A 19,802-nucleotide genomic window follows, 5' to 3' on the forward strand; every position below is an offset into this window, starting at 1 on the left:
AGGTATGGACCAATCTCAACGTGCCTGGCATGCGCCCCGGTTGGAGCAGCACGGCGCGGTGGAGTCCAGGTGGAGAAGCGCTCTGTGATCCACTCCACACGCTCTGTCCGTATGGACGGCCGCCGGGCGTGGCACACTGGCCCTGTACCAGAAGCAGCGCACTCCGGGGTCGGTGAAAGTCCGAACCGGCGGTTACAGTCCGCGACCCGGTCGCCTCCAGCGGCCGGTTGACCAGGTGAAATTCCTGGACCGACGGTTAAAGTCCGGATGGGAGGCAGTGCGCGGCGGGCGAGCACACGTGCGCGCCGCCGATCTCTGGGGCACGTCCGTCACGGGCGGGCCCCGTCCGGCGTCGTCGTTCCGAGTTCCCGTCCGTCCCTTCTGTCGTTCGTCGACAGCCCCGGAGTCCGTGCCCGAAGAGGCAGGAGGACCCGGGAAGTGTTCACCGGAATCGTCGAAGAGCTGGGCGAGATCACCGCCGTCGAGACCCTCGACGACGCCTGTCGCTTCCGCCTGCGCGGCCCCGCGGTCACCGAGGGAGCCCGCCACGGCGACTCCATCGCCGTCAACGGCGTCTGCCTCACGGTCGTCGACCACGAGGGCGACGAGTTCACCGCGGACGTGATGGCCGAGACCCTGAAGCGCTCCAGCCTCGGCGTCCTCGCCGCCGGCTCCCGCGTCAACCTGGAGCGCCCCACCGCGGTCGGCGCCCGGCTCGGCGGTCACATCGTGCAGGGCCACGTCGACGGCACCGGCGAGATCCTGGAGCGCAAGCCCTCCGAGCACTGGGAGCTCGTGAAGATCTCCCTGCCCGCCGACCTCGCCCGCTACGTCGTGGAGAAGGGCTCCATCACCGTCGACGGCATCAGCCTCACCGTCGTCGACGCCGGCCCCGACTTCTTCACCGTCAGCCTCATCCCCACCACCCTCGCCCTGACCACGCTCGGCATCAAGCAGCCCGGCGACCCGGTCAACCTCGAGGTCGACGTCATCGCCAAGTACGTGGAGCGGCTGCTCGGAGCCCAGGGGAGTACCAAGTGAACTGGCTCAACTCCGAGGCGTTCACCCTCTTCGACCAGCACATCAAGTGGTCGGACATGATCGGCAACGTGATCGGTCTGCTCGGCCTCGCCCTCGGCTGGCGGCGCTCGATCTGGACCTGGCCCGTGCAGTTCGTCTCCGGGCTCGTCCTCTTCGCGGCCTTCGCCACCGCCCACCTCTCCGGCAGCGCCGGCAAGCAGATCGTCGTCATGGTCGTCGCCGCCTGGGGCTTCTGGCAGTGGAACCGCGGCCGGCAGCAGACGCAGGACGGCTCCGTCGCCGTACGGTTCGCCACCTGGCGCGAACGCGGTGCGCTGGCCGCCGCGGCCGCCGTCGGCACCCTCGCGGTGGGCGCCCTCTTCACCGCCTACCCCACCCTGTCCTGGGACCCCTGGCCGGACGCGTACATCTTCGTCGGCACCGTCGTCGCCATGTACGCCCAGGCCCGCGGCATGGTCGAGTTCTGGTTCGCCTGGCTGCTGGTCGACCTCGTCGGCGTCCCGCTGAACTTCGCCAACGGCTTCGCCTTCTCCGGCTTCGTCTACGTCCTCTACGGCGCGCTCGTCCTGTGGGGCCTGCGCGACTGGTGGCTGCGCTCGCGCAACGCGGCCCGCCCCCTCCCGGAAGGAGCGCCCGCATGAGCACGGCACCCATCCTCTACAGCCCCGACGGCATCGACGACCTCTCCCTCGACCCGGTCGAGCAGGCCGTCGCCGACATCGCCGCCGGCCGCCCCGTCGTGGTCGTCGACGACGAGAACCGCGAGAACGAGGGCGACCTCGTCGTCGCCGCCGAGAAGGCGACCGAGGAGATCGTCGCCTTCATGATGAGCGAGTGCCGCGGCCTGATCTGCGCCCCCATGGAGGGCGCGGAACTGGACCGGCTCCGCCTCCCGCAGATGGTCGACGACAACACCGAGTCCATGAAGACGGCCTTCACCGTCTCCGTGGACGCCACCGCCGCCCACGGCGTCAGCACCGGCATCTCCGCCGCCGACCGCGCCACCACCCTCCAACTCCTGGCGAGCGGCACCGCCGAGCCCACCGACCTGGTCCGCCCCGGCCACGTCTTCCCGCTGCGCGCCCGGCCCGGCGGCGTCCTCGTCCGCAACGGCCACACCGAGGCCGCCGTCGACCTCGCCCGCCTCGCGGGCCTGCGCCCGGCCGGCGCCATCGTGGAGATCGCCGGCGAGGACGGGCGCATGCTGCGGCTGCCCGAGCTGATCCCGTTCGCCCGCAAGCACGGCCTGACGATCATCTCCATCGAGGACCTGATCGCCTACCGGCGCAGCGAGGAACCCACCGTCCGCCGCGAGGCCGAGGTCCGGCTCCCCACCCGCCACGGCGAGTTCACGGCGTACGGCTACCGCTCCACCGTCGACGGCGTCGAGCACATCGCCCTCGTCCACGGCGAGCTCGGCGACGGCGCGGACGTCCTGGTCCGCGTCCACTCCGAGTGCCTCACCGGCGACGTCTTCGGCTCCCAGCGCTGCGACTGCGGTCCCCAACTCGACGCCTCCCTGGACCGCATCCAGGCCGAGGGCCGGGGCGTGGTCGTCTACCTGCGCGGCCACGAGGGACGCGGCATCGGCCTGATGTCCAAGCTGCGCGCCTACGAACTCCAGGAGCGCGGCCGCGACACCCTCGACGCCAACCTCGAACTCGGCCTGCCCGCCGACGCCCGCGACTACGGCGCCGGCGCCCAGATCCTCGCGGACCTCGGCGTGCGGTCCGTCCGCCTGATGACCAACAACCCGGACAAGAGCGACGCCCTCGCCCGGCACGGCATCGAGGTCACCGGCCGGGAGCCCATGCCCGTCCAGGCCGGCGAGCACAACCTCCGCTACCTGCGCACCAAGCGGGACCGGATGGGACACGACCTGCCCTGGCTGGACACGACCCCCGTGTCCACCTGCGGCAACCAGTAAGCAAGCGAGACGAGGAGACACGTGAGCGGCAAGGGTGCACCGGAACTGTCCGTACGCAACGTCGGGGACCTCAGGGTCGCCGTGATCGCGTCGCAGTGGCACGACAAGGTGATGGACGGACTGGTGGACGGCGCCCTGCGCGCCCTGCACGACCTGGGCATCGACGAGCCGACCCTGCTCAGGGTCCCCGGCAGCTTCGAGCTGCCGGTGGTCGCCAAGGTCCTCGCGGGCCGCGGCTACGACGCGATCGTCGCCCTCGGTGTCGTCATCCGCGGCGGCACCCCCCACTTCGACTATGTGTGCCAGGGCGTGACCCAGGGCCTGGTCCAGGTCTCCGTCGAGACCGGCGTCCCCGTCGGCTTCGGCGTCCTCACCTGCGACACCGAGGAGCAGGCCCTGGACCGGGCCGGCCTCGAGGGGTCCAACGAGGACAAGGGCCACGAGGCCGTGACCGCGGCCGTCGCCACGGCGGCGACGCTCCGCTCAGTATCCGAACCGTGGCGCTAGGCCCGCCGGGGCACGCGTAAAGTGGGGGCCATCATGTCCAAGAAGACGTTCGAGGAGCTGTTCACCGAGCTCCAGCACAAGGCAGCCCACGGCGATCCCGCCACCTCCCGCACCGCCGAACTGGTCGACAAGGGCGTCCACGCCATCGGCAAGAAGGTCGTCGAGGAGGCCGCGGAGGTCTGGATGGCCGCCGAGCACGAGGGCAAGGACGCGGCGGCCGAGGAGATCTCCCAGCTGCTGTACCACGTCCAGGTCATGATGGTCGCCCGCGGCATCTCCCTGGACGACGTCTACGCCCACCTGTAAGCCACCGCACCCCCCTTCCCTCACCCCTTCACGCAAAGGAAGCCGACCTCATGCTGCGCATCGCCGTCCCCAACAAGGGTTCCCTGTCAGGCCCCGCGGGGGAGATGCTGCATGAGGCCGGCTACCAGCAGCGCCGCGAGTCCAAGGAACTGCGGATCGTCGACCCGGTCAACGAGGTCGAGTTCTTCTACCTCCGCCCCCGCGACATCGCGATCTACGTCTCGTCCGGCAAGCTCGACATCGGCATCACCGGCCGCGACCTGCTCATCGACTCCGGCGCCCACGCCGAGGAGATCCTCCCGCTCGGCTTCGCCCGCTCCACCTTCCGCTTCGCCGGCAAGCCGGGCGCCGCGCAGGGCATCGACGACCTCAAGGGCCGTACCGTCGCCACCTCCTACGAGGGCATCGTCGCCGCCCACCTGGCAGACCGGGGCGTCGACGCCTCCGTCGTCCACCTGGACGGCGCCGTGGAGACCGCCATCGAGCTCGGCGTCGCCGAGGTCATCGCGGACGTCGTCGAGACCGGCACCTCCCTGCGCAACGCGGGCCTGGAGGTGTTCGGCGAGCCCATCATGAAGTCCGAGGCCATCGTGATCCGCCGCTCGGGCGCCGAGCCCGACGAGACCACCGAGCCCAAGGTCCAGCAGTTCCTGCGCCGCCTCCAGGGCGTCCTGGTGGCCCGGACCTACGTGATGATGGACTACGACTGCCGGGTGGAGCAGCTGGAGAAGGCCGTCGCCCTCACCCCCGGCCTGGAGTCCCCGACCGTGTCCCCGCTGCACAACGAGGGCTGGGTCGCCGTCCGCGCCATGGTCCCCGCCAAGGAGGCCCAGCGGATCATGGACGACCTGTACGAGATCGGCGCCCGGGCCATCCTGACCACGGCCATCCACGCCTGCCGGCTCTGACCCCCTCCCCGCCTCGGAGCACGACCCGGAGCCACACCATGCCCGACACCACGCCGGACCACCTCCCCGCCCTGCCCGTCACCTTCCGTCCCGGACGCACCCGTGCCGTCCTGATCGTCCTCGCGGTCGTCACCTTCGTGACCGTCACGGTGCTCGGGATGGTGCTGGCCGGCCTCGGCCCGGGGGAGCGCCTCAGCTTCGTGCTGACGGCACTCGTCCTGGCCGGCGTGCTGCTCCTGCTGGCCCGCCCCCGGGTCGTCGCCGACGAGACGGGCGTCACCGTGGTCAACCTGACCGCCAGGCGGCACCTCGCCTGGCCCGAGATCCTCCGGGTCAACCTCCGCCAGGGCGACCCCTGGGTCTTCCTCGACCTCAGCGACGGCACCAGCCTGCCCGCGCTCGGCATCCAGCCCGGCATCGCCAAGCAGCGTGCCCTGGCCGACGCACGTGCCCTGCGCGACCTCGTGGAGGCCCGTTCCGGCGCCCTCCCCGAGGCGCCGCGTGACTGACGCGGCGCCGCCGACCCTGCCGCGGGCACCCTTTTCGTGATTAATCTGGGAACGAGGACGCGGCCCGTCGCGTCCTCGCCCCGTCGCTCCGCCCGGTGCGCGGGGTTCCTGCTACCCGAGGAGTGACTCCCTCCGGCGATGGACGGACCGTCCTGCAGTACCTGCGCCGCCCCCTGCTGTGACACCCCACAGGCGGCGGCATCATGACCACCCCCCTGCTGCTCCTGGCAGCCGCGTTCCTGCTGATCCTCGCCAACGGCTTCTTCGTCGCGGCCGAGTTCGGCCTGGTGACCGTCGAACGCCCCGACGCCGAGCAGGCCGCCGCGGCCGGCGACCGGCGCGCCCACCGGGTCGTCGAGTCCCTCAAGGAGCTGTCCTTCCAGCTCTCCGGCACCCAGCTCGGGATCACCATCACCTCCCTCGTCGTCGGCATGCTCGCCGAACCGGCGCTCGCCCGGCTGCTCGACGGCCCGTTCACGGCGATCGGCGTTCCCGACGGCGCCGTGTCCGGTGTCTCGGTCGTCGTCGGCATGCTGCTGGCCTCCGCGGTGCAGATGGTGATCGGCGAGCTGGTGCCCAAGAACTGGGCGGTGTCCAAGCCGCTCCAGGTCGCGCGCTTCGTCGCCGGCCCCCAGCACACCTTCGCCCGTCTCTTCCACCCGGTGATCGCCGCGCTCAACACCGTGGCCAACCGCCTGGTCCGCACGCTGGGCATCGAACCCGCCGAGGAGCTGGCCTCCGCCCGCACCCCCGGCGAACTGGTCTCCCTGGCCCGGCACTCCGCCCGGGCCGGCGCCCTGGAACAGGACACCGCCGACCTCTTCGTGCGGACCCTCTCCCTCGGCGAACTGACCGCCCAGCACGTCATGACCCCCCGCGTGAAGGTCAGCGCCCTGCACTCCTCGGCCACCGCCGAGGACGTCGTCAACCTGACCCGCGCCACCGGCCTGTCCCGCTTCCCCGTCTACCGGGAGAAGATCGACGAGATCGTCGGCATGGTCCACCTCAAGGACGCCCTCGCCGTCTCCGTCCACGACCGGCTGCGCACCCCGGCCGGCCGGATCGCCCGCCCGGCGCTGCTGGTCCCCGAGACCCTGCCCGTACGGCCGCTGCTCACCCGGCTGCGCAGCGAGCAGCCCATCGCGGTCGTCGTCGACGAGTACGGCGGCACGGCCGGCGTCGTCACCCTGGAGGACATCGTCGAGGAACTCGTCGGCGAGGTCCGCGACGAGCACGACGGCCTCGACGTGCCCGAACTGGCCCCCGCCCCGCCCGAGGAGGGCCGGCCCGCCTGGGACGTCGACGGCAGCTGCCGCGTGGACGCCCTGCGCCGCGTCGGCCTGGAGGCCCCCGAGGGACCGTACGAGACCGTGGCCGGGCTCGTCGCCGACCTGCTCGGCCGCATCCCCGCCGTCGGCGACCGCGCGGAACTGCCCGGCTGGCGGCTCTCGGTCCGCCAGGTCGGCCACTACCGCGCCGAGCGGATACGCCTGGTGCGCACCGCGCCGGTCTCCGTCCTGGAGGCGGCCCGATGAGCATCCTGCAACTCCTGTTCGCCGCGCTGCTCGTGCTCGCCAACGGGTTCTTCGTCGGTGCCGAGTTCGCGCTCGTCTCGGTGCGCCGCAGCCAGATCGAACCGCTCGGCACCACCCGTGCCCGGCAGGTGCTGTACGGCCTGGAACGCCTGCCCCAGATGATGGCCGCCGCCCAGTTCGGCATCACCGTCTGCTCGCTGACCCTCGGCGCGGTCGCCGAGCCGACCGTCGCCCACCTGCTGGAGCCGGTCTTCGAGTGGATCCACCTGCCGCACGGCATGATCCACCCGCTCGGCTACGTCATCGCGCTGGCCGCCGTGGTCTTCTGCCACCTGGTCATCGGCGAGATGGTCCCGAAGAACCTCGCGATGGCCGCCCCCGAGAAGGCCGCGCTGTGGCTCAGCCCCGGCCTGGTCGCCTTCGCCCGCCTGTGCAGGCCCATCACCGTCGCGCTCGGCGCCTGCGCGCAGGGCATCCTGCGGCTCTTCCACGTCGAGCCCAAGGACGAGGTCGAGGCCGTCTTCACCAGCGAACAGCTCAACCGCCTGGTGGAGGACGCCGGCCAGGCCGGACTGCTCGACCCGGAGGAGCAGGAACGCCTCGAGGACGCCCTGGAACTGGGCTCCCGCCCGGTCACGGACGTCCTGCTCGCCCGCGAGTCCCTGGTGACGGTCAGCCCCTCGGTCACGCCGGGGGAGATCGTCGCGCTCACCGCCCGCACCGGGTACTCGCGCTTCCCGATCGCGGCGGACCAGGGCGCCTTCATGGGCTACCTGCACGTCAAGGACGTCCTCGACCTGGAGGAGTCCGACCGCGCCGTCCCCCAGCACCTCTGGCGCCCGATGACCACGCTGCGTCCCGAACTCCCCCTGGACGACGCCCTCACGGTGATGCGCCGCGCGGCGACCCACCTGGCCCAGGTGACGGACGCGACCGGCAGGGGACTGGGCCTGGTCGCCCTGGAGGACGTACTGGAGCTCCTGGTCGGCGAGGTGAACGATCCTGCCCACCGAGAGGTGACCCTGGCGACCTGACTGCGGGCAGTCGTGCCCCCCCGGCCGCCGCTGCGGGCAGTCGTGCCGCTGGGGCGGCACGGGTGGGCGCAGCGGCACCCCGCAACGCCGGGCTGCGCACCCCCCCGCACCGAGGCTCAGCACCTACACGGCCGACGGACCCGCCGGCCCCCGCCCCGACAGCACCTCCCCATACGCCTGCATCAGATCCGGCAACCGCAACGTCGCCAGATCGTCCCGGCTCAACACCCCCGGATACACGGACAACCGCAGATCCCGGTACGCACAGCTCTTCTCGTACAGCGTCCGCAGGAACCGCCCGTTCCCCAACTCGTCGATCCACCCCTGGTCCACCACGTGCCCCGCGACCGACCGCAGTTCGTCCAGCGCCTCCTCGTCCCACACGTCCCCGTTCTCCGCCGCGAGCACCTCCCCGATCGAGGTCAGCTCCAGCGGCCGGTACGACGGAAAGTCCACCCGCGTCGTGAAGCGCGACGAGAGTCCGGGATTGGCGCCCAGCAGCCGGTCCATGCCCTCCGGGTAGCCGGCCAGGATCACCACCAGGTGGTCCCGGTTGTCCTCGGCCCGCTTCAGCAGCACCTGGAGCGCCTCGTCGCCATACGCGTCGCCCTTGCCGTACCCGGAGTTGGACAGGGAGTACGCCTCGTCGACGAAGAGGACACCCCCGAGCGCGGAGTCGATCAGCTCGTTCGCCTTCACGGCGGTCTGGCCCAGGTACTCACCGACGAGGTCGGCCCGCTGCGCCTCCACCAGGTGGTCGCCGCCGAGCAGCCCGAGGGCGTAGAAGACGCGGCCCAGGATGCGGGCCACGGTGGTCTTGCCGGTGCCGGAGGGGCCGGAGAAGACGAAGTGACGTTTGGGCGGCTGCACCGGCAGGCCCTGCCCGGCCCGCAGCCGCGCCATGTTCAGCTGCGCGGACAGCGCCTTGACCTGCCGTTTCACCGGTTCGAGGCCCACCATCCGCTCCAGCTCGGCGAGCGCCTCCTCCAGCAGTGCCGGATCGGTGGGCCCGCTGGGCAGGGACGGGTCGGCGCCGCCCGCTTTCTCACGCACCGGCGGTCCGCCGAGTGGGGGCAGCGGGGTGGACAGTGGGGGCTCGGGCGCGGAGAGCTTGACGCCGCGCTCCTCGGTGTCGAAGAGGGGGTCGAGGCCGTCCAGGCCGTCCGTCCCCGCACCGGACTGCGCGAGTCCCGCGAGGTCGGCCGGATCGTCGTAGCCGTCGCCCTCGGCGATCGCCGCCAGCCGGGCCGAGGTGTCCATGAAGGCGGGGTCGACGCGGTGCACGGCCCGGTACAGCGGGAGCGCGGCGGCGCTGCGCCCGGTGCCCTCGTGGGCCCGGGCCAGCCAGTAACGCAGCTCCTTGCGCTGCGGTTGCTCGCTGCGGCACCGCATCAGGGCCGCCGAGAGGAGCGGCTCGGCCTGCCCGAACATCTCCAGGCGGACCCGCGCCATGCCGCTGAACAGGCCGGCCTCGATGCCCAGTAAGGGGTCGCCGAGCAGCGGGTCGGTGTGCCGGACGAGCTGCTCCCAGTCCTTGACGAGGTAGGCGCGGCAGGCGTGCAGGAAGCGGACCTGGGGGTCGGAGTCCACCGGCGGCAGCCCGGCCAGCGCGCGGTCCAGCTCCGGGACGTGCCGGCCGTCCAGCCAGTGCGAGGCGTGCGCCAGCAGCAGGTCGCGGGGGTTCTCCAGCACGGGCTGCACCCACCAGCCCAGCCAGTACCAGGAGTTGAGGGTGCGGCGATGGCGGGCCCGCTGCTCGCCGAAGCGGTCGCGGTTGCGGAACATTCGCAGGAGTGCGGTGGTGGTGTCGACGCGCAGGGCGTGCAGTCCCAGCCACCCGTCGGCCATCGCGGGATCGATCCGCACCGCCGCCCGGAACTCCTCCTCCGCCTGCGGGTAGGCCCCCATGGTGTAGGCGTCCACGCCGCGCAGCCAGGCGAGTTCGGCCGGGGCCTGTGGGCCCTGCGTGCCGAAGTCCATCGCGTCCCCCACCTACCGTGCCCCCGTCGGTAAGCCGCCGAGCCGTCGCCCGCCGGCCGCCTCGGTCAACGGCTGCGCCGCGGACCGGAGTTGCAGGTGCGTGCGGCAATCTCCGGTAGCCCGCACCGAAGGCATCGTACCCGCGGCGGTCTTTCCTCCGAAGGGTGCGGGAGGGACCGTTCCACGAGGTCGGAACGGCGGGGCGCACGGCCGGTCAGTGACCCAGGGTGATCGTGTGGCGCCGCGCAGCAAGCCGGAAAGCGTGCTCGGGGCAGAACGAAGCCCCCGATCACGGGGGAACAACCGGGGGCTTCGCGTCTGCGGGCGGCTTCGAACTGCCGCACATCCAGAACGTAAGACCTGTACGGCCCTTGGGTCAAGCGAAGTTGGGGCACGTCGGCGCGTTGCCGGGATGCGATCTTCACGTGTTCAACACATCGCGGACGGTCCGTCACTCTGTGTGAGGAAGTGGGCTCCGGTGGCGGTTCCCGCGGGCCCCGGCAGCACCTCGTACCCCTGTTCGCGCTGTCGCACCAGAAGGTGCGCGAAGGGGCGCGAGGGGTCCTCGGCGAAGTGCCGGCGCTCGGCCGGGATCCACCCGTCCCAGAACGTCCGCTGTTCCGCTCCGTCGCGCGCCCGTCCGCGGGCCCACGCCTGCTCCGGCGGCAGGTCCATCCAGAGCAGTCCGGCAAGGTGCGGCCGCAGTGCCGCGCGGCCCGCGCCGACCCCCTCGACGAGGATCACCGGAGCGGGCGCCAGCGGGCGCGTAGCCCCAAAACGCCGGGTCCGCCAGTCGTACGGCGCGTAGTGCGCGGTCGCACCGCGCCGCAGGGGCTCGATCACCTGGCCGAGCAGCCGTGCGGTCCAGTCGAACAGCTCGTCGTGACTGGCGATGTCGTCGAGACGCAGCACCGGTGCGCCGTCCAGCCCGGCCGCCAGCCGCCCGGCGAACGTGGACTTCCCGGACCCGGCGTGTCCGTCGACGCCGACGAGGCGCACGGGCCCGCAGGAGGGGGGAAGCCGGCGGAGCCGGGCTGCGAGATCGAGGATGGCGGATCCTGTGGGCGGGAGGGGTGGACACGTTCACTCGCACTCTAGCCACCCGGGTCCCGGGCTCCGGCGCCACGGCTTCCGCACCCCCCGCCCCCGTCACTGGTAGACACCAATATTGGTGGCGTGGCGTGCGTGGAAGTGCTGGCAGGAGCGGGCGCCTGCGGCCATAGTTGGCGCACGAACGTGCAACGACGGACCCGCCCGACCCGGACACCTGGGGGTCTCCCGCCCATGAGCAGAGTCGAACAGCCGTCCCGCAGAACCCTCCTGGCCGCGGCCGTCGCGGCGGCCGCCGTGGCGGGCGGAGCGATCCCGGCCACCGCACAGGCCGCGCCCGCCGCCGGCGGCGGTGCCACGGGCCCCGGCCGGGCCGCCCCCCGGCGACCGGTCGACTACCACGCCTGGACCACGTTCCGGGACTGGCGGCAAGGGACCGCCCAGGGGGTCCGCCCGGTCGCGGGTGCCCGCCCCGGCGTCGTGATCGGCGCCCCGGCCGGCACCACCGACTACACCGACCCGCACACCGGCACCACGGCCGCCTGGGAGTACGCGACCTGGACCTCACCCGTCCACCGGCTCCCGGTGCCCTCGACGGAGGTCATCGCCTCCTGGAACGCGCACACGCCGAGCGGCACCTGGATCCAGGTCGAGCTGAAGGGTGCCTACTCCGACGGCACGGACACGCCCTGGTACGTGATGGGCCGCTGGACGGCCGGCGACGGCGAACAGGACATCAGGCGGACCTCGGTCGACGACCAGAGCGACGGCAGAAGCAGCATCTGGACCGACACCTTCTCGATCGACGACGCCTCCACCGGCCTGCGCCTGACCTCCTACCGGCTCCGGCTCACCCTCCACCGCCGCCCCGGCACGCGCGCCACGCCCACCGTCTGGCGGCTCGGCGCGATGGGCTCCGATGTCCCCGACCGCTTCACCGTCCCGGCCTCCACCCCGCGCCACGCCGGGGAACTGCGGGTCCCGCGCCACTCGCAGGAGATCCACAAGGGCCAGTACCCCGAGTACGACAACGGCGGCGAGGCCTGGTGCAGCCCCACCTCCTCGCAGATGATCATCGAGTACTGGGGCGGCCGCCTCACCGAGGAGCAACTCGCCTGGGTCGACCCGTCCTACGCCGACCCGCAGGTCTGCCACGCCGCCCGCTACACGTACGACTACCAGTACGAGGGCTGCGGCAACTGGCCCTTCAACGCCGCGTACGCCGCCACCTTCAAGGCTCTCCAGGGTGTGGTGACCCGCCTCGGCTCCCTCACCGACCTGGAGACGCTGATCGCGGCCGGCATCCCGGCCATCACGTCCCAGTCGTTCCTGGAGGAGGAGCTGACCGGGTCGGGCTACGGCACCTCGGGCCACCTGATGACGGTGATCGGCTTCACCGCCGAAGGCGACGTGATCGCCAACGACCCGGCCTCGGACGACAACGACGCCGTCCGCCGCGTCTACGACCGGCGCGAGTGGGAGAACATCTGGCTGCGGACGAAGCGGTACAACGCCAGTGGCAAGGTCGTCTCCGGCACCGGCGGCGTCTGCTACCTGTACTTCCCGGCCCACCCCGGCCCGCGGCAGCGCAAGGCCCTCGCGGCGGTGGGCGTGCGCTGACCGGCACGCTGTGACCAAGCTCTCGGCCGCAAAAGCCGCTCACGGTGGCAAGGTGGACACCGTGAGCGGGGGGACTCCGCCCAAGTCGAAGCCCGAGAGCAGCGAGAAGCCATGACCGCACACACCGCAGCCGCCGCCCGCGTCCGCACCGGCGGCCCCAAGGACGACGGGCCGAAGATCCTCGAACACGTCATGGGCTGGACCCTCGTCGTGGTCGTCGCGATGCTCGTGGTCCAGCTGGGCCTCCTGTGACGTGACCCGCGTGTGACCTGCCCCACGACCCGACCTGCCATACTGCGGATGTCCCGCCGCCCGTAGGAGACCAGGGTCGAAATTGAATATCAGTCAACAACCTGCCGACACCCGTCCCCGGGCGCGCGGCACCGAGCGCTCGGCGGCACGCCGTGCCGAACTCATCGCCATCGGGCGGAGGTTGTTCGCCGACACGTCCTACGACGCGCTCTCGATGGACGACATCGCCCGCCAGGCGCATGTGGCCAAGGGGCTGATCTACTACTACTTCCAGTCCAAGCGGGGCTACTACCTGGCGATCGTCCAGGACTCCGTCACCGACCTGGTCACGACCGCGGCGCGCGGCACCGAACTGCCGCAGGTGGACCGCGTCCACCGCACCATCGACGGCTATCTGCGCTACGCCGAGCACAACCAGGCCGCCTACCGCACCATCGTCAGCGGCGGCGTCGGCTTCGACGCCGAGGTGCACGCCATCCGGGACGGGGTGCGCGAGGCGATCGTCGTCACCATCGCCGAAGGGGCGTACGGCCGCTCGGACATCGGGCCGCTCGCCCGCATGGGCCTGCTCGCCTGGGTGTGCAGCGTCGAGGGCGCCACCCTGGACTGGATCGGCCGGCCGGAGCTGCCCCGCGAGACCATGCGCGAACTGCTGGTGAGGTCGCTCGGCGGCACGCTGCGCGCCATCGAGGAACTGGACCCGGCCTGCCCGGCCCCGGCCCCGGCACGCCGCGACGGCGTCTGACGCAGGGGCCCGGCACAGACGCCCGACCCAGACGCCCGACGGAGGGGCGGAGACCCGAGCCGGTCTCCGCCCCTCCGCCCCCCGTGCGCGCCGGGTGGTTCAGTCGATCGCCTTGATCAGCTCACCGTTCGCGGTGTCGCCGCTCAGCTCCCAGAAGAAGGTGCCGCCCAGGCCCTGTTCGTTCTTGTAGGCCATCTTGGTGGCGATGGTCGCCGGAGTGTCGTAACTCCACCAGTCGTCACCGCACTTGGCGTAGGCGGTACCGCCCACCGTGCCGGTCGCCGGGCAACTGGTCTTCAGCACCTTGTAGTCCTCGATGCCGTTCTCGTAGGTGCCCTTGGCCGGGCCGGTCGCGGTGCCGCCCGGTTCCGACTGGGTGACGCCGGTCCAGCCGCGGCCGTAGAAGCCGAGACCGAGCAGGAGCTTCGAGGAGGGAATGCCGAGCCCCTTGAGCTTCGCGATCGTCGCCGAGGTGTGGAAGTCCTCCTTCGGGATGCCGGAGTACGAGGTCAGCGGCGAGTGCGGGGCGGTCGGCCCGGTGGCGTCCCAGGCGCCGAAGAAGTCGTACGTCATCGGGTTGTACCAGTCGACGTACTGCGCGGCCCCGGCGTAGTCCGCCGCGTCGATCTTGCCGCCGGAGGTGGCGTCGGCCGTGATCGCCGCGGTGACCAGGTAGTCCTGGCCGAACTTGGCGCGCAGGGCGCCCATCAGCTTCGGGAAGGCCTCGCGGCCGCTGGTGTCGCAGCTCAGGCCGCAGGCGTTCGGGTACTCCCAGTCGATGTCGATGCCGTCGAAGACGTCGGCCCACTTCGAGTTCTCGACCAGGTCGTAGCAGGACTGGGCGAACGCCTCCGGGTTCTGCGCGGCCTGCGCGAAGCCGCCGGACCAGGTCCAGCCGCCGAAGGACCACAGGATCTTCAGGTCGGGGTGCTTCTTTTTCAGCTTGAGCAGCTGGTTGAAGTTGCCGCGCAGCGGCTGGTCCCAGGTGTCGGCGACGCCGTCGACGGATTCGGCCGCGGTGTAGGCCCGGTCGGTCGCCGCGTAGGCGTCGCCCATGGCGCACTTTCCGCCGGTGACGTTGCCGAACGAGTAGTTGATGTGGGTGAGTTCGCCGGCGGAGCCCGACGACTCGATGTTCTTGACGTGGTAGTCGCGGTCGTAGACGCCCCATTCGGTGAAGTAGCCGACGACCTTGGATCCGGCCGCGGCCTGCGCGGCGGGTGCCTCGGCCGGTGCGGCGGGCGCCGCGGCGGTGGCCGTGGCCGGTCCGGCGCCGGCCAGCAGCCCGGCGCCGAGGGCGGCGGTGCACAGGGCGGAGAGGAGCGTCCGGGTGGGGCGGACGCGGGGGAGGTGCGGGACGTGCATCGGGTGTCTCCTCGTGGGGGGAAGAGGGAACGCGCGCCGATTGGCATGAACGCGGTAACACGTTCGGTTTGTCACCGTAGGAGGACTAGACCAGTGCGGTCAATGGTTCGGACCATTCTTGATTTCCGGAGCCGGAATCCCGGACCCCGGGGCCCGGCCCGGGTCATTCTCCGAATTCTTTGAGTAAGCGGTCGTTAACTGGTGACTCCGTGCCTCCGATCGGGCATACTCACAGCGCACAGCCGCTGGTCAGCCGCTTCCGCGACCCGGGAGTGCGAGCATCGGCCAGGCCCGAACGACCGGCGGAGCCGCCTCCACCCAAGGCGTACGTCCGCCGATGTGCCCGACAGGGAGGAGAGCGTCGCCATGCCCGACCGCGCCCCGCAACCGGTGGACCGGCAACTGCCCACGGACGAGGCACGGGACCTGATCTCGCTCGTCCGCGACATCGCGCAGCGTGAGATCATCCCGAGCGCGGCCGAGGGGGAGGACGCCGGACGCTTCCCGCGCGAGGTCTTCACCCTCCTGTCCGACTCCGGTCTCCTCGGACTGCCCTACGACGCCGAGTTCGGCGGCGGGGAGCAGCCGTACGAGGTCTATCTCCAGGTCCTCGAGGAACTGGCCGCGGCCCGGCTCACCGTGGGCCTCGGCGTCAGCGTGCACACGCTCGCCTCCTACGCGCTCGCCACCTACGGCACCAAGGAGCAGCAGACCGAGCACCTGCCCGCGATGCTCGGCGGCGGTCTGCTCGGCGCCTACTGCCTTTCCGAACCCGCCTCCGGCTCCGACGCCGCCTCACTGCGCACCAAGGCCGTGCGCGAGGGCGACGACTGGGTGATCACCGGCACCAAGGCGTGGATCACGCACGGCGGCATCGCCGACTTCTGCACCGTCATGGCGCGCACGGGCGAGGACGGGCCGCGCGGCATCACCGCCTTCCTGGTGCCCGGCGACGCCGAGGGCCTGAGTGCCGCGGTGCCGGAGAAGAAGATGGGGCTCAAGGGCTCGCCCACCGCGCAGGTCCACCTCGACGGTGTGCGGGTGCCCGACGCCCGCCGCATCGGCGACGAGGGGCAGGGCTTCGCGATCGCCCTGTCCGCGCTCGAATCCGGCCGGCTCGGCATCGCCGCCTGCGCGATCGGCGTCGCCCAGGCGGCCCTGGACGAGGCGGTGTCCTACGCGGCCGAGCGGCGGCAGTTCGGCAAGCCGATCGCCGACTTCCAGGGGCTGCGCTTCATGCTCGCCGACATGGCGACGCAGATCGAGGCCGGCCGCGCGCTGTACCTGACGGCGGCCCGGCTGCGCGACGCCGGACTGCCGTTCGCCAAGCAGGCGGCCATGGCCAAGCTGCACTGCACCGACACGGCGATGCGGGTCACCACCGATGCCGTGCAGGTCCTCGGCGGGTACGGCTACACCGCCGACTTCCCGGCCGAGCGCTACATGCGCGAGGCCAAGGTGCTCCAGATCGTCGAGGGCACCAACCAGATCCAGCGCATGGTCATCGCCCGTCACCTCGCGGGTCCCGAGGAGCGGTGAGGTCGGCGGCGACGGCGAAGCCGCTGCCGACCCGGAAGTCGCCGGTGGTGAAGAAGTCGCCCGAGGCGAAGAAGTCACCGAGCCCGCGCGGGGGCTCCGCGAGCCGCACCCACTCGGGGTCGTGGCGCCCCGGCAGGGTGCGGCCGCCGTCGGCCCAGGTCCGCATCAGCTCACGGTAGATCGGCGGGTCCGGGACCTGCGGGGCCGGGGGCACCGGCCCCGCAGGCACCGGTACGAACACGCGGCGCCGGCTTCCGGCCGACGAGTACGTGGGGGTCATACCGGGGCAACGCGGCGAACCGCGCACAGGTCACCGGCGGGCGTATTCGAGCGTGAGTTCGCGGGTGCCCACGGGCGAACACCGGTTGCCGGACCCGGCCCGACGCCCCTCGCCGGGCCCCGTCGCCCCCACCCGCGTCACGGCGCCGGAGCAAGGTGACGCGGGCCGGTTCCGCCGCCTCAGGCCGCTTCGCGCCGCATCGTCGGCACCCGCATCGGGCGCGAGCCCGGGCCGCCGACGTGGGAGAAGGGCTGGGTGCGCCAGTCGAGGCCCCGGGGGAGCGTCAACAGCAGGGCGGTGTCCTGCTCGTGGGGCCGGAGCGACTCGTCCGCCGGACGCGCCTCGTTGGCCCGGCGGCCGGTGCCGGCGCAGACTGTGAGCCCGAACGGGTTCCACGGCGAGGCACACAGCGCGTGCTCCGGCAGCTTCTCCTCGTCCGCCAGCAGCGCGATGGGCTGCGCGCAGTCCGGGCAGACCACCCGGTACATCTCGTAGGTGTCGTACGTGTCGAGTTCCTCGTCGTCGAAGGCGTCCGGTTCGACGCCCTCCGATACGGGCTCGACAACCGGCTGCTGCCGCTTGGACGCGGTACGACCAGGGCGCTTAAGACTCTGCATGGGATCTCCCCCTCGGGCTGGGCCGTGACGGCACTGCGGCCTCGACCACAGCAAGCACTTCCCGTCCCCCCTCCGGGGTAATCACGGGAACATTACGGAGACCGTTCAACCAGTGTGGTCTTCGTCACATGCCGCTCGCAGATGCCCCGTGCGGGGGATTTGTCCCGCCCGGCAGCGGCCCCGGCCCCCCGTCGGGCCCCCGTGACATCACGAACGGGGCATGACCTGGACTGCTCGGCTATCCGGGGAGATCAGCGGCACTGTAGGTTCTTGCGCCATGGAGGAGCTGGACCGACAGATCGTGCAGCTGCTCGTCAAGGACGGGCGGATGAGCTACACCGACCTGGGCAAGGCCACGGGCCTGTCCACCTCGGCCGTGCACCAGCGGGTGCGGCGGCTGGAGCAGCGTGGCGTCATCCGGGGTTACGCCGCGGTCGTCGACCCGGAGTCCGTCGGGCTGCCGATGACCGCCTTCATCTCGGTGAAACCGTTCGACCCCAGCGCCCCCGACGACATCGCGGACCGCCTCGCCGGTGTCCCCGAGATCGAGGCCTGCCACAGCGTCGCGGGCGACGAGAACTACATCCTCAAGGTCCGCGTGGCCACCCCGCACGAGCTGGAGGAACTGCTCGCACGGGTCCGCTCCCTGGCCGGTGTCTCCACCCGCACCACCGTGGTCCTGTCGACCCCTTACGAGTCCCGGCCGCCGCGGATCTGACGGGCGCCGCGAGGGAGGGCCGGGTCCCGGCCCGCTCCCCGGCCGCCCCGGCTGCCGGGCGGGGCCCGTGAGGGGCGAGACTGGTGCCCATGAGTGAGTCCACCACCCCGTCCACGACCGTCCTGCTGCGCCGCGGCGAGGTCCACAGTCCCGCCGACCCCTTCGCCACGGCCATGGTCGTCGAGCGCGGCCAGGTCGCCTGGGTCGGCTCGGAGGGCGCCGCGGACGCCTTCGCGGACGGGGTCGACGAGGTGATCGACCTGGACGGCGCGCTCGTCACCCCCGCGTTCACCGACGCACATGTGCACACCACCGCCACGGGACTCGCCCTCACCGGCCTCGACCTGACCGGCGCCCCCACCCGCGAGGCGGCCCTCGCCCTCGTACGGGACTTCGCCGCCGCCCGCCCGGACGACCGGGTGCTCCTCGGCCACGGCTGGGACGCCGCCCGCTGGCCCGACGGGCAGCCCCCCACGCGCGCGGAACTGGACGCCGCGACCGGCGGCCGTCCCCTCTACCTCAGCCGGATCGACGTCCACTCGGCCGTCGTCACCACCGCCCTGCTCGACCTGGCGCCCGGTGACCTCGCACGCGGGGACGGCCCGCTCACCGGCGACGCCCACCACGCCGTACGCGCCGCCGCCCTCGGGGCCGTCACCCCGGCCCAGCGCGCCGGGGCCCAGCGCGCCGCCCTCGCGCACGCCGCCTCCCTCGGCATCGGAACCGTTCACGAATGCGCAGGGCCGGACATCTCATCGGAGGACGACCTCACCGGTCTGCTGCGCCTGTCCGCGGGGGAACCCGGACCGAGGGTGATCGGCTACTGGGCCGAACAGGACGTCGACAAGGCACGGGAGCTGGGAGCCGTCGGGGCGGCCGGCGACCTCTTCGTCGACGGCTCCCTCGGCTCGCACACCGCCTGCCTGCACCAGCCCTACGCCGACGCGGACCACACCGGCACCGCCCACCTGGACGCCGCCGCCGTCGCCGCCCACGTCGTCGCGTGCACCGAGGCCGGCCTCCAGGCGGGCTTCCACGCCATCGGCGACGCCGCCGTGAGCGCCGTCGTCGAGGGAGTGCGTGCCGCCGCCGACAAGATCGGTCTCGCCCGCGTCCGCGCCGCCCGCCACCGGATCGAGCACGCCGAGATGCTCACGCCGGAGACCGTCGCGGCCTTCGCCGAGCTGGGCCTGACCGCCTCCGTCCAGCCCGCCTTCGACGCGCTCTGGGGCGGCGAGGACGGCATGTACGCCCAGCGCCTGGGCACCGAGCGGGCCCGCACGCTCAATCCCTACGCGGCCCTGCTGCGCGCCGGTGTGCCGCTCGCCTTCGGCTCCGACAGCCCGGTCACCCCCCTCGACCCCTGGGGCACGGTCCGGGCCGCCGCCTTCCACCACACGCCGGAGCACCGCGTCTCCGTCCGCGCGGCGTTCACGGCGCACACGCGCGGCGGCTGGCGGGCGATCGGCCGCGACGACGCGGGCGTCCTGGTGCCCGGCGTGCCCGCGGACTACGCCGTCTGGCGTACCGGCGACCTCGTGGTCCAGGCTCCGGACGACCGGGTGGCCCGCTGGTCGACCGACCCGCGCTCGGGCACGCCCGGCCTGCCCGACCTCACCCCCCGCCGGGACCTGCCCGTCTGCCTGCGTACCGTGGTGGGCGGCCGGACCGTCTTCGTACGGCCGGGCGAGTGATCTCCACGGCCGACGGGGCGATGATCTTCGCGCGGCCACGACCTGCCTCGCCTCCGCGCTGACCTGCGCATTGACGGTAAAGGTGCAGGTCGAACGGCTGTTGACAGGCGACGGCCGGGGGCCGGTAGGTTCGGCGGAGTCCACCACCGGACGCCCGACCGGGGAATCTTCCGCA

The 19,802-nt window shown here is 72.3% G+C and carries 20 protein-coding genes and 1 riboswitch; of the genes, 15 read left to right on the forward strand and 5 right to left on the reverse strand.

Annotated elements, in window-relative coordinates:
* Positions 1-154 precede the first annotated feature (154 nt).
* A riboswitch (FMN riboswitch) is annotated at positions 155-285 on the forward strand.
* A 153-nt stretch (positions 286-438) separates the two neighbouring features.
* The 9 genes from OHA99_RS30965 to OHA99_RS31005 all read left to right on the forward strand — a co-directional run bounded on the left by OHA99_RS30965 (position 439) and on the right by OHA99_RS31005 (position 7,767).
* Positions 439-1,041, forward strand: a complete 603-nt coding sequence (locus OHA99_RS30965) for a riboflavin synthase (protein WP_366473540.1) — start codon at positions 439-441, stop codon at positions 1,039-1,041.
* Complete coding sequence (locus tag OHA99_RS30970; RefSeq protein WP_007447433.1) at positions 1,038-1,682, forward strand: nicotinamide mononucleotide transporter family protein; 645 nt, start codon at positions 1,038-1,040, stop codon at positions 1,680-1,682. Before OHA99_RS30965 ends, OHA99_RS30970 begins: the two co-directional genes overlap by 4 nt.
* Positions 1,679-2,968: a bifunctional 3,4-dihydroxy-2-butanone-4-phosphate synthase/GTP cyclohydrolase II gene (locus tag OHA99_RS30975; protein WP_153180777.1), complete on the forward strand. Its 1,290-nt coding sequence runs from the start codon at positions 1,679-1,681 to the stop codon at positions 2,966-2,968. Before OHA99_RS30970 ends, OHA99_RS30975 begins: the two co-directional genes overlap by 4 nt.
* 21 nt (positions 2,969-2,989) lie before the next feature.
* On the forward strand, positions 2,990-3,475 hold the full coding sequence (gene ribH / locus OHA99_RS30980) for a 6,7-dimethyl-8-ribityllumazine synthase (RefSeq protein ID WP_153180778.1): 486 nt from the start codon (positions 2,990-2,992) through the stop codon (positions 3,473-3,475).
* A 33-nt stretch (positions 3,476-3,508) separates the two neighbouring features.
* Entirely contained in the window at positions 3,509-3,781 is a 273-nt protein-coding gene (locus OHA99_RS30985; protein WP_030380826.1) for a phosphoribosyl-ATP diphosphatase, read from the forward strand.
* A gap of 50 nt (positions 3,782-3,831) precedes the next feature.
* Complete coding sequence (hisG, locus tag OHA99_RS30990; RefSeq protein ID WP_007447429.1) at positions 3,832-4,689, forward strand: ATP phosphoribosyltransferase; 858 nt, start codon at positions 3,832-3,834, stop codon at positions 4,687-4,689.
* Between the two features lie 38 nt (positions 4,690-4,727).
* Positions 4,728-5,198, forward strand: a complete 471-nt coding sequence (locus OHA99_RS30995; protein ID WP_007447425.1) for a PH domain-containing protein — start codon at positions 4,728-4,730, stop codon at positions 5,196-5,198.
* Positions 5,199-5,401: 203 nt separating this feature from the next.
* Positions 5,402-6,733 (forward strand): hemolysin family protein, encoded by a 1,332-nt coding sequence (locus OHA99_RS31000; protein ID WP_108989298.1) that lies wholly within the window; start codon positions 5,402-5,404, stop codon positions 6,731-6,733.
* On the forward strand, positions 6,730-7,767 hold the full coding sequence (locus tag OHA99_RS31005; protein ID WP_153180780.1) for a hemolysin family protein: 1,038 nt from the start codon (positions 6,730-6,732) through the stop codon (positions 7,765-7,767). The genes OHA99_RS31000 and OHA99_RS31005 overlap by 4 nt, the downstream gene beginning before the upstream one ends.
* A gap of 123 nt (positions 7,768-7,890) precedes the next feature.
* Here the strand turns inward: OHA99_RS31005 and OHA99_RS31010 are convergent, their stop codons facing one another.
* A complete protein-coding gene (locus tag OHA99_RS31010) occupies positions 7,891-9,747 on the reverse strand; it encodes an AAA family ATPase (protein WP_366473542.1) in 1,857 nt (618 codons plus the stop codon).
* A gap of 429 nt (positions 9,748-10,176) precedes the next feature.
* Positions 10,177-10,797 (reverse strand): uridine kinase, encoded by a 621-nt coding sequence (locus tag OHA99_RS31015; RefSeq protein WP_381498837.1) that lies wholly within the window; start codon positions 10,795-10,797, stop codon positions 10,177-10,179.
* A 234-nt stretch (positions 10,798-11,031) separates the two neighbouring features.
* Between OHA99_RS31015 and OHA99_RS31020 the strand changes: the two genes are divergently transcribed.
* The 3 genes from OHA99_RS31020 to OHA99_RS31030 all read left to right on the forward strand — a co-directional run bounded on the left by OHA99_RS31020 (position 11,032) and on the right by OHA99_RS31030 (position 13,414).
* Positions 11,032-12,417, forward strand: a complete 1,386-nt coding sequence (locus OHA99_RS31020) for a peptidase C39 family protein (RefSeq protein WP_405698437.1) — start codon at positions 11,032-11,034, stop codon at positions 12,415-12,417.
* Positions 12,418-12,528: 111 nt separating this feature from the next.
* Positions 12,529-12,669, forward strand: coding sequence for an SCO1431 family membrane protein (locus OHA99_RS31025; RefSeq protein WP_007389776.1), 141 nt, complete (start codon positions 12,529-12,531; stop codon positions 12,667-12,669).
* A gap of 82 nt (positions 12,670-12,751) precedes the next feature.
* A complete protein-coding gene (locus tag OHA99_RS31030) occupies positions 12,752-13,414 on the forward strand; it encodes a TetR/AcrR family transcriptional regulator (RefSeq protein ID WP_153180783.1) in 663 nt (220 codons plus the stop codon).
* A gap of 99 nt (positions 13,415-13,513) precedes the next feature.
* Here the strand turns inward: OHA99_RS31030 and OHA99_RS31035 are convergent, their stop codons facing one another.
* A complete protein-coding gene (locus OHA99_RS31035) occupies positions 13,514-14,779 on the reverse strand; it encodes a glycoside hydrolase family 18 protein (RefSeq protein WP_366473544.1) in 1,266 nt (421 codons plus the stop codon).
* Positions 14,780-15,145: 366 nt separating this feature from the next.
* On the opposite strand from OHA99_RS31035, the gene OHA99_RS31040 reads away from it, so the two are divergent.
* Positions 15,146-16,318, forward strand: a complete 1,173-nt coding sequence (locus OHA99_RS31040) for an acyl-CoA dehydrogenase family protein (protein WP_153180785.1) — start codon at positions 15,146-15,148, stop codon at positions 16,316-16,318.
* On the opposite strand, the gene OHA99_RS31045 is transcribed toward OHA99_RS31040, so the two are convergent.
* Together OHA99_RS31045 and OHA99_RS31050 are read right to left on the reverse strand one after the other, a co-directional pair.
* A complete protein-coding gene (locus OHA99_RS31045) occupies positions 16,281-16,598 on the reverse strand; it encodes a hypothetical protein (RefSeq protein ID WP_164385482.1) in 318 nt (105 codons plus the stop codon). The two genes, OHA99_RS31040 and OHA99_RS31045, sit on opposite strands and share 38 nt — an antisense overlap.
* 179 nt (positions 16,599-16,777) lie before the next feature.
* On the reverse strand, positions 16,778-17,215 hold the full coding sequence (locus tag OHA99_RS31050) for a hypothetical protein (RefSeq protein ID WP_153180787.1): 438 nt from the start codon (positions 17,213-17,215) through the stop codon (positions 16,778-16,780).
* Positions 17,216-17,492: 277 nt separating this feature from the next.
* Between OHA99_RS31050 and OHA99_RS31055 the strand changes: the two genes are divergently transcribed.
* Together OHA99_RS31055 and OHA99_RS31060 are read left to right on the forward strand one after the other, a co-directional pair.
* Positions 17,493-17,933, forward strand: coding sequence for an Lrp/AsnC family transcriptional regulator (locus tag OHA99_RS31055; RefSeq protein WP_007447408.1), 441 nt, complete (start codon positions 17,493-17,495; stop codon positions 17,931-17,933).
* Between the two features lie 89 nt (positions 17,934-18,022).
* Positions 18,023-19,627: an amidohydrolase gene (locus tag OHA99_RS31060; protein WP_366473545.1), complete on the forward strand. Its 1,605-nt coding sequence runs from the start codon at positions 18,023-18,025 to the stop codon at positions 19,625-19,627.
* Positions 19,628-19,802: the final 175 nt, after the last annotated feature.

Origin of the sequence: Streptomyces coelicoflavus (genome assembly GCF_045041415.1) — a bacterium.
Taxonomy (GTDB): domain Bacteria; phylum Actinomycetota; class Actinomycetes; order Streptomycetales; family Streptomycetaceae; genus Streptomyces; species Streptomyces coelicoflavus.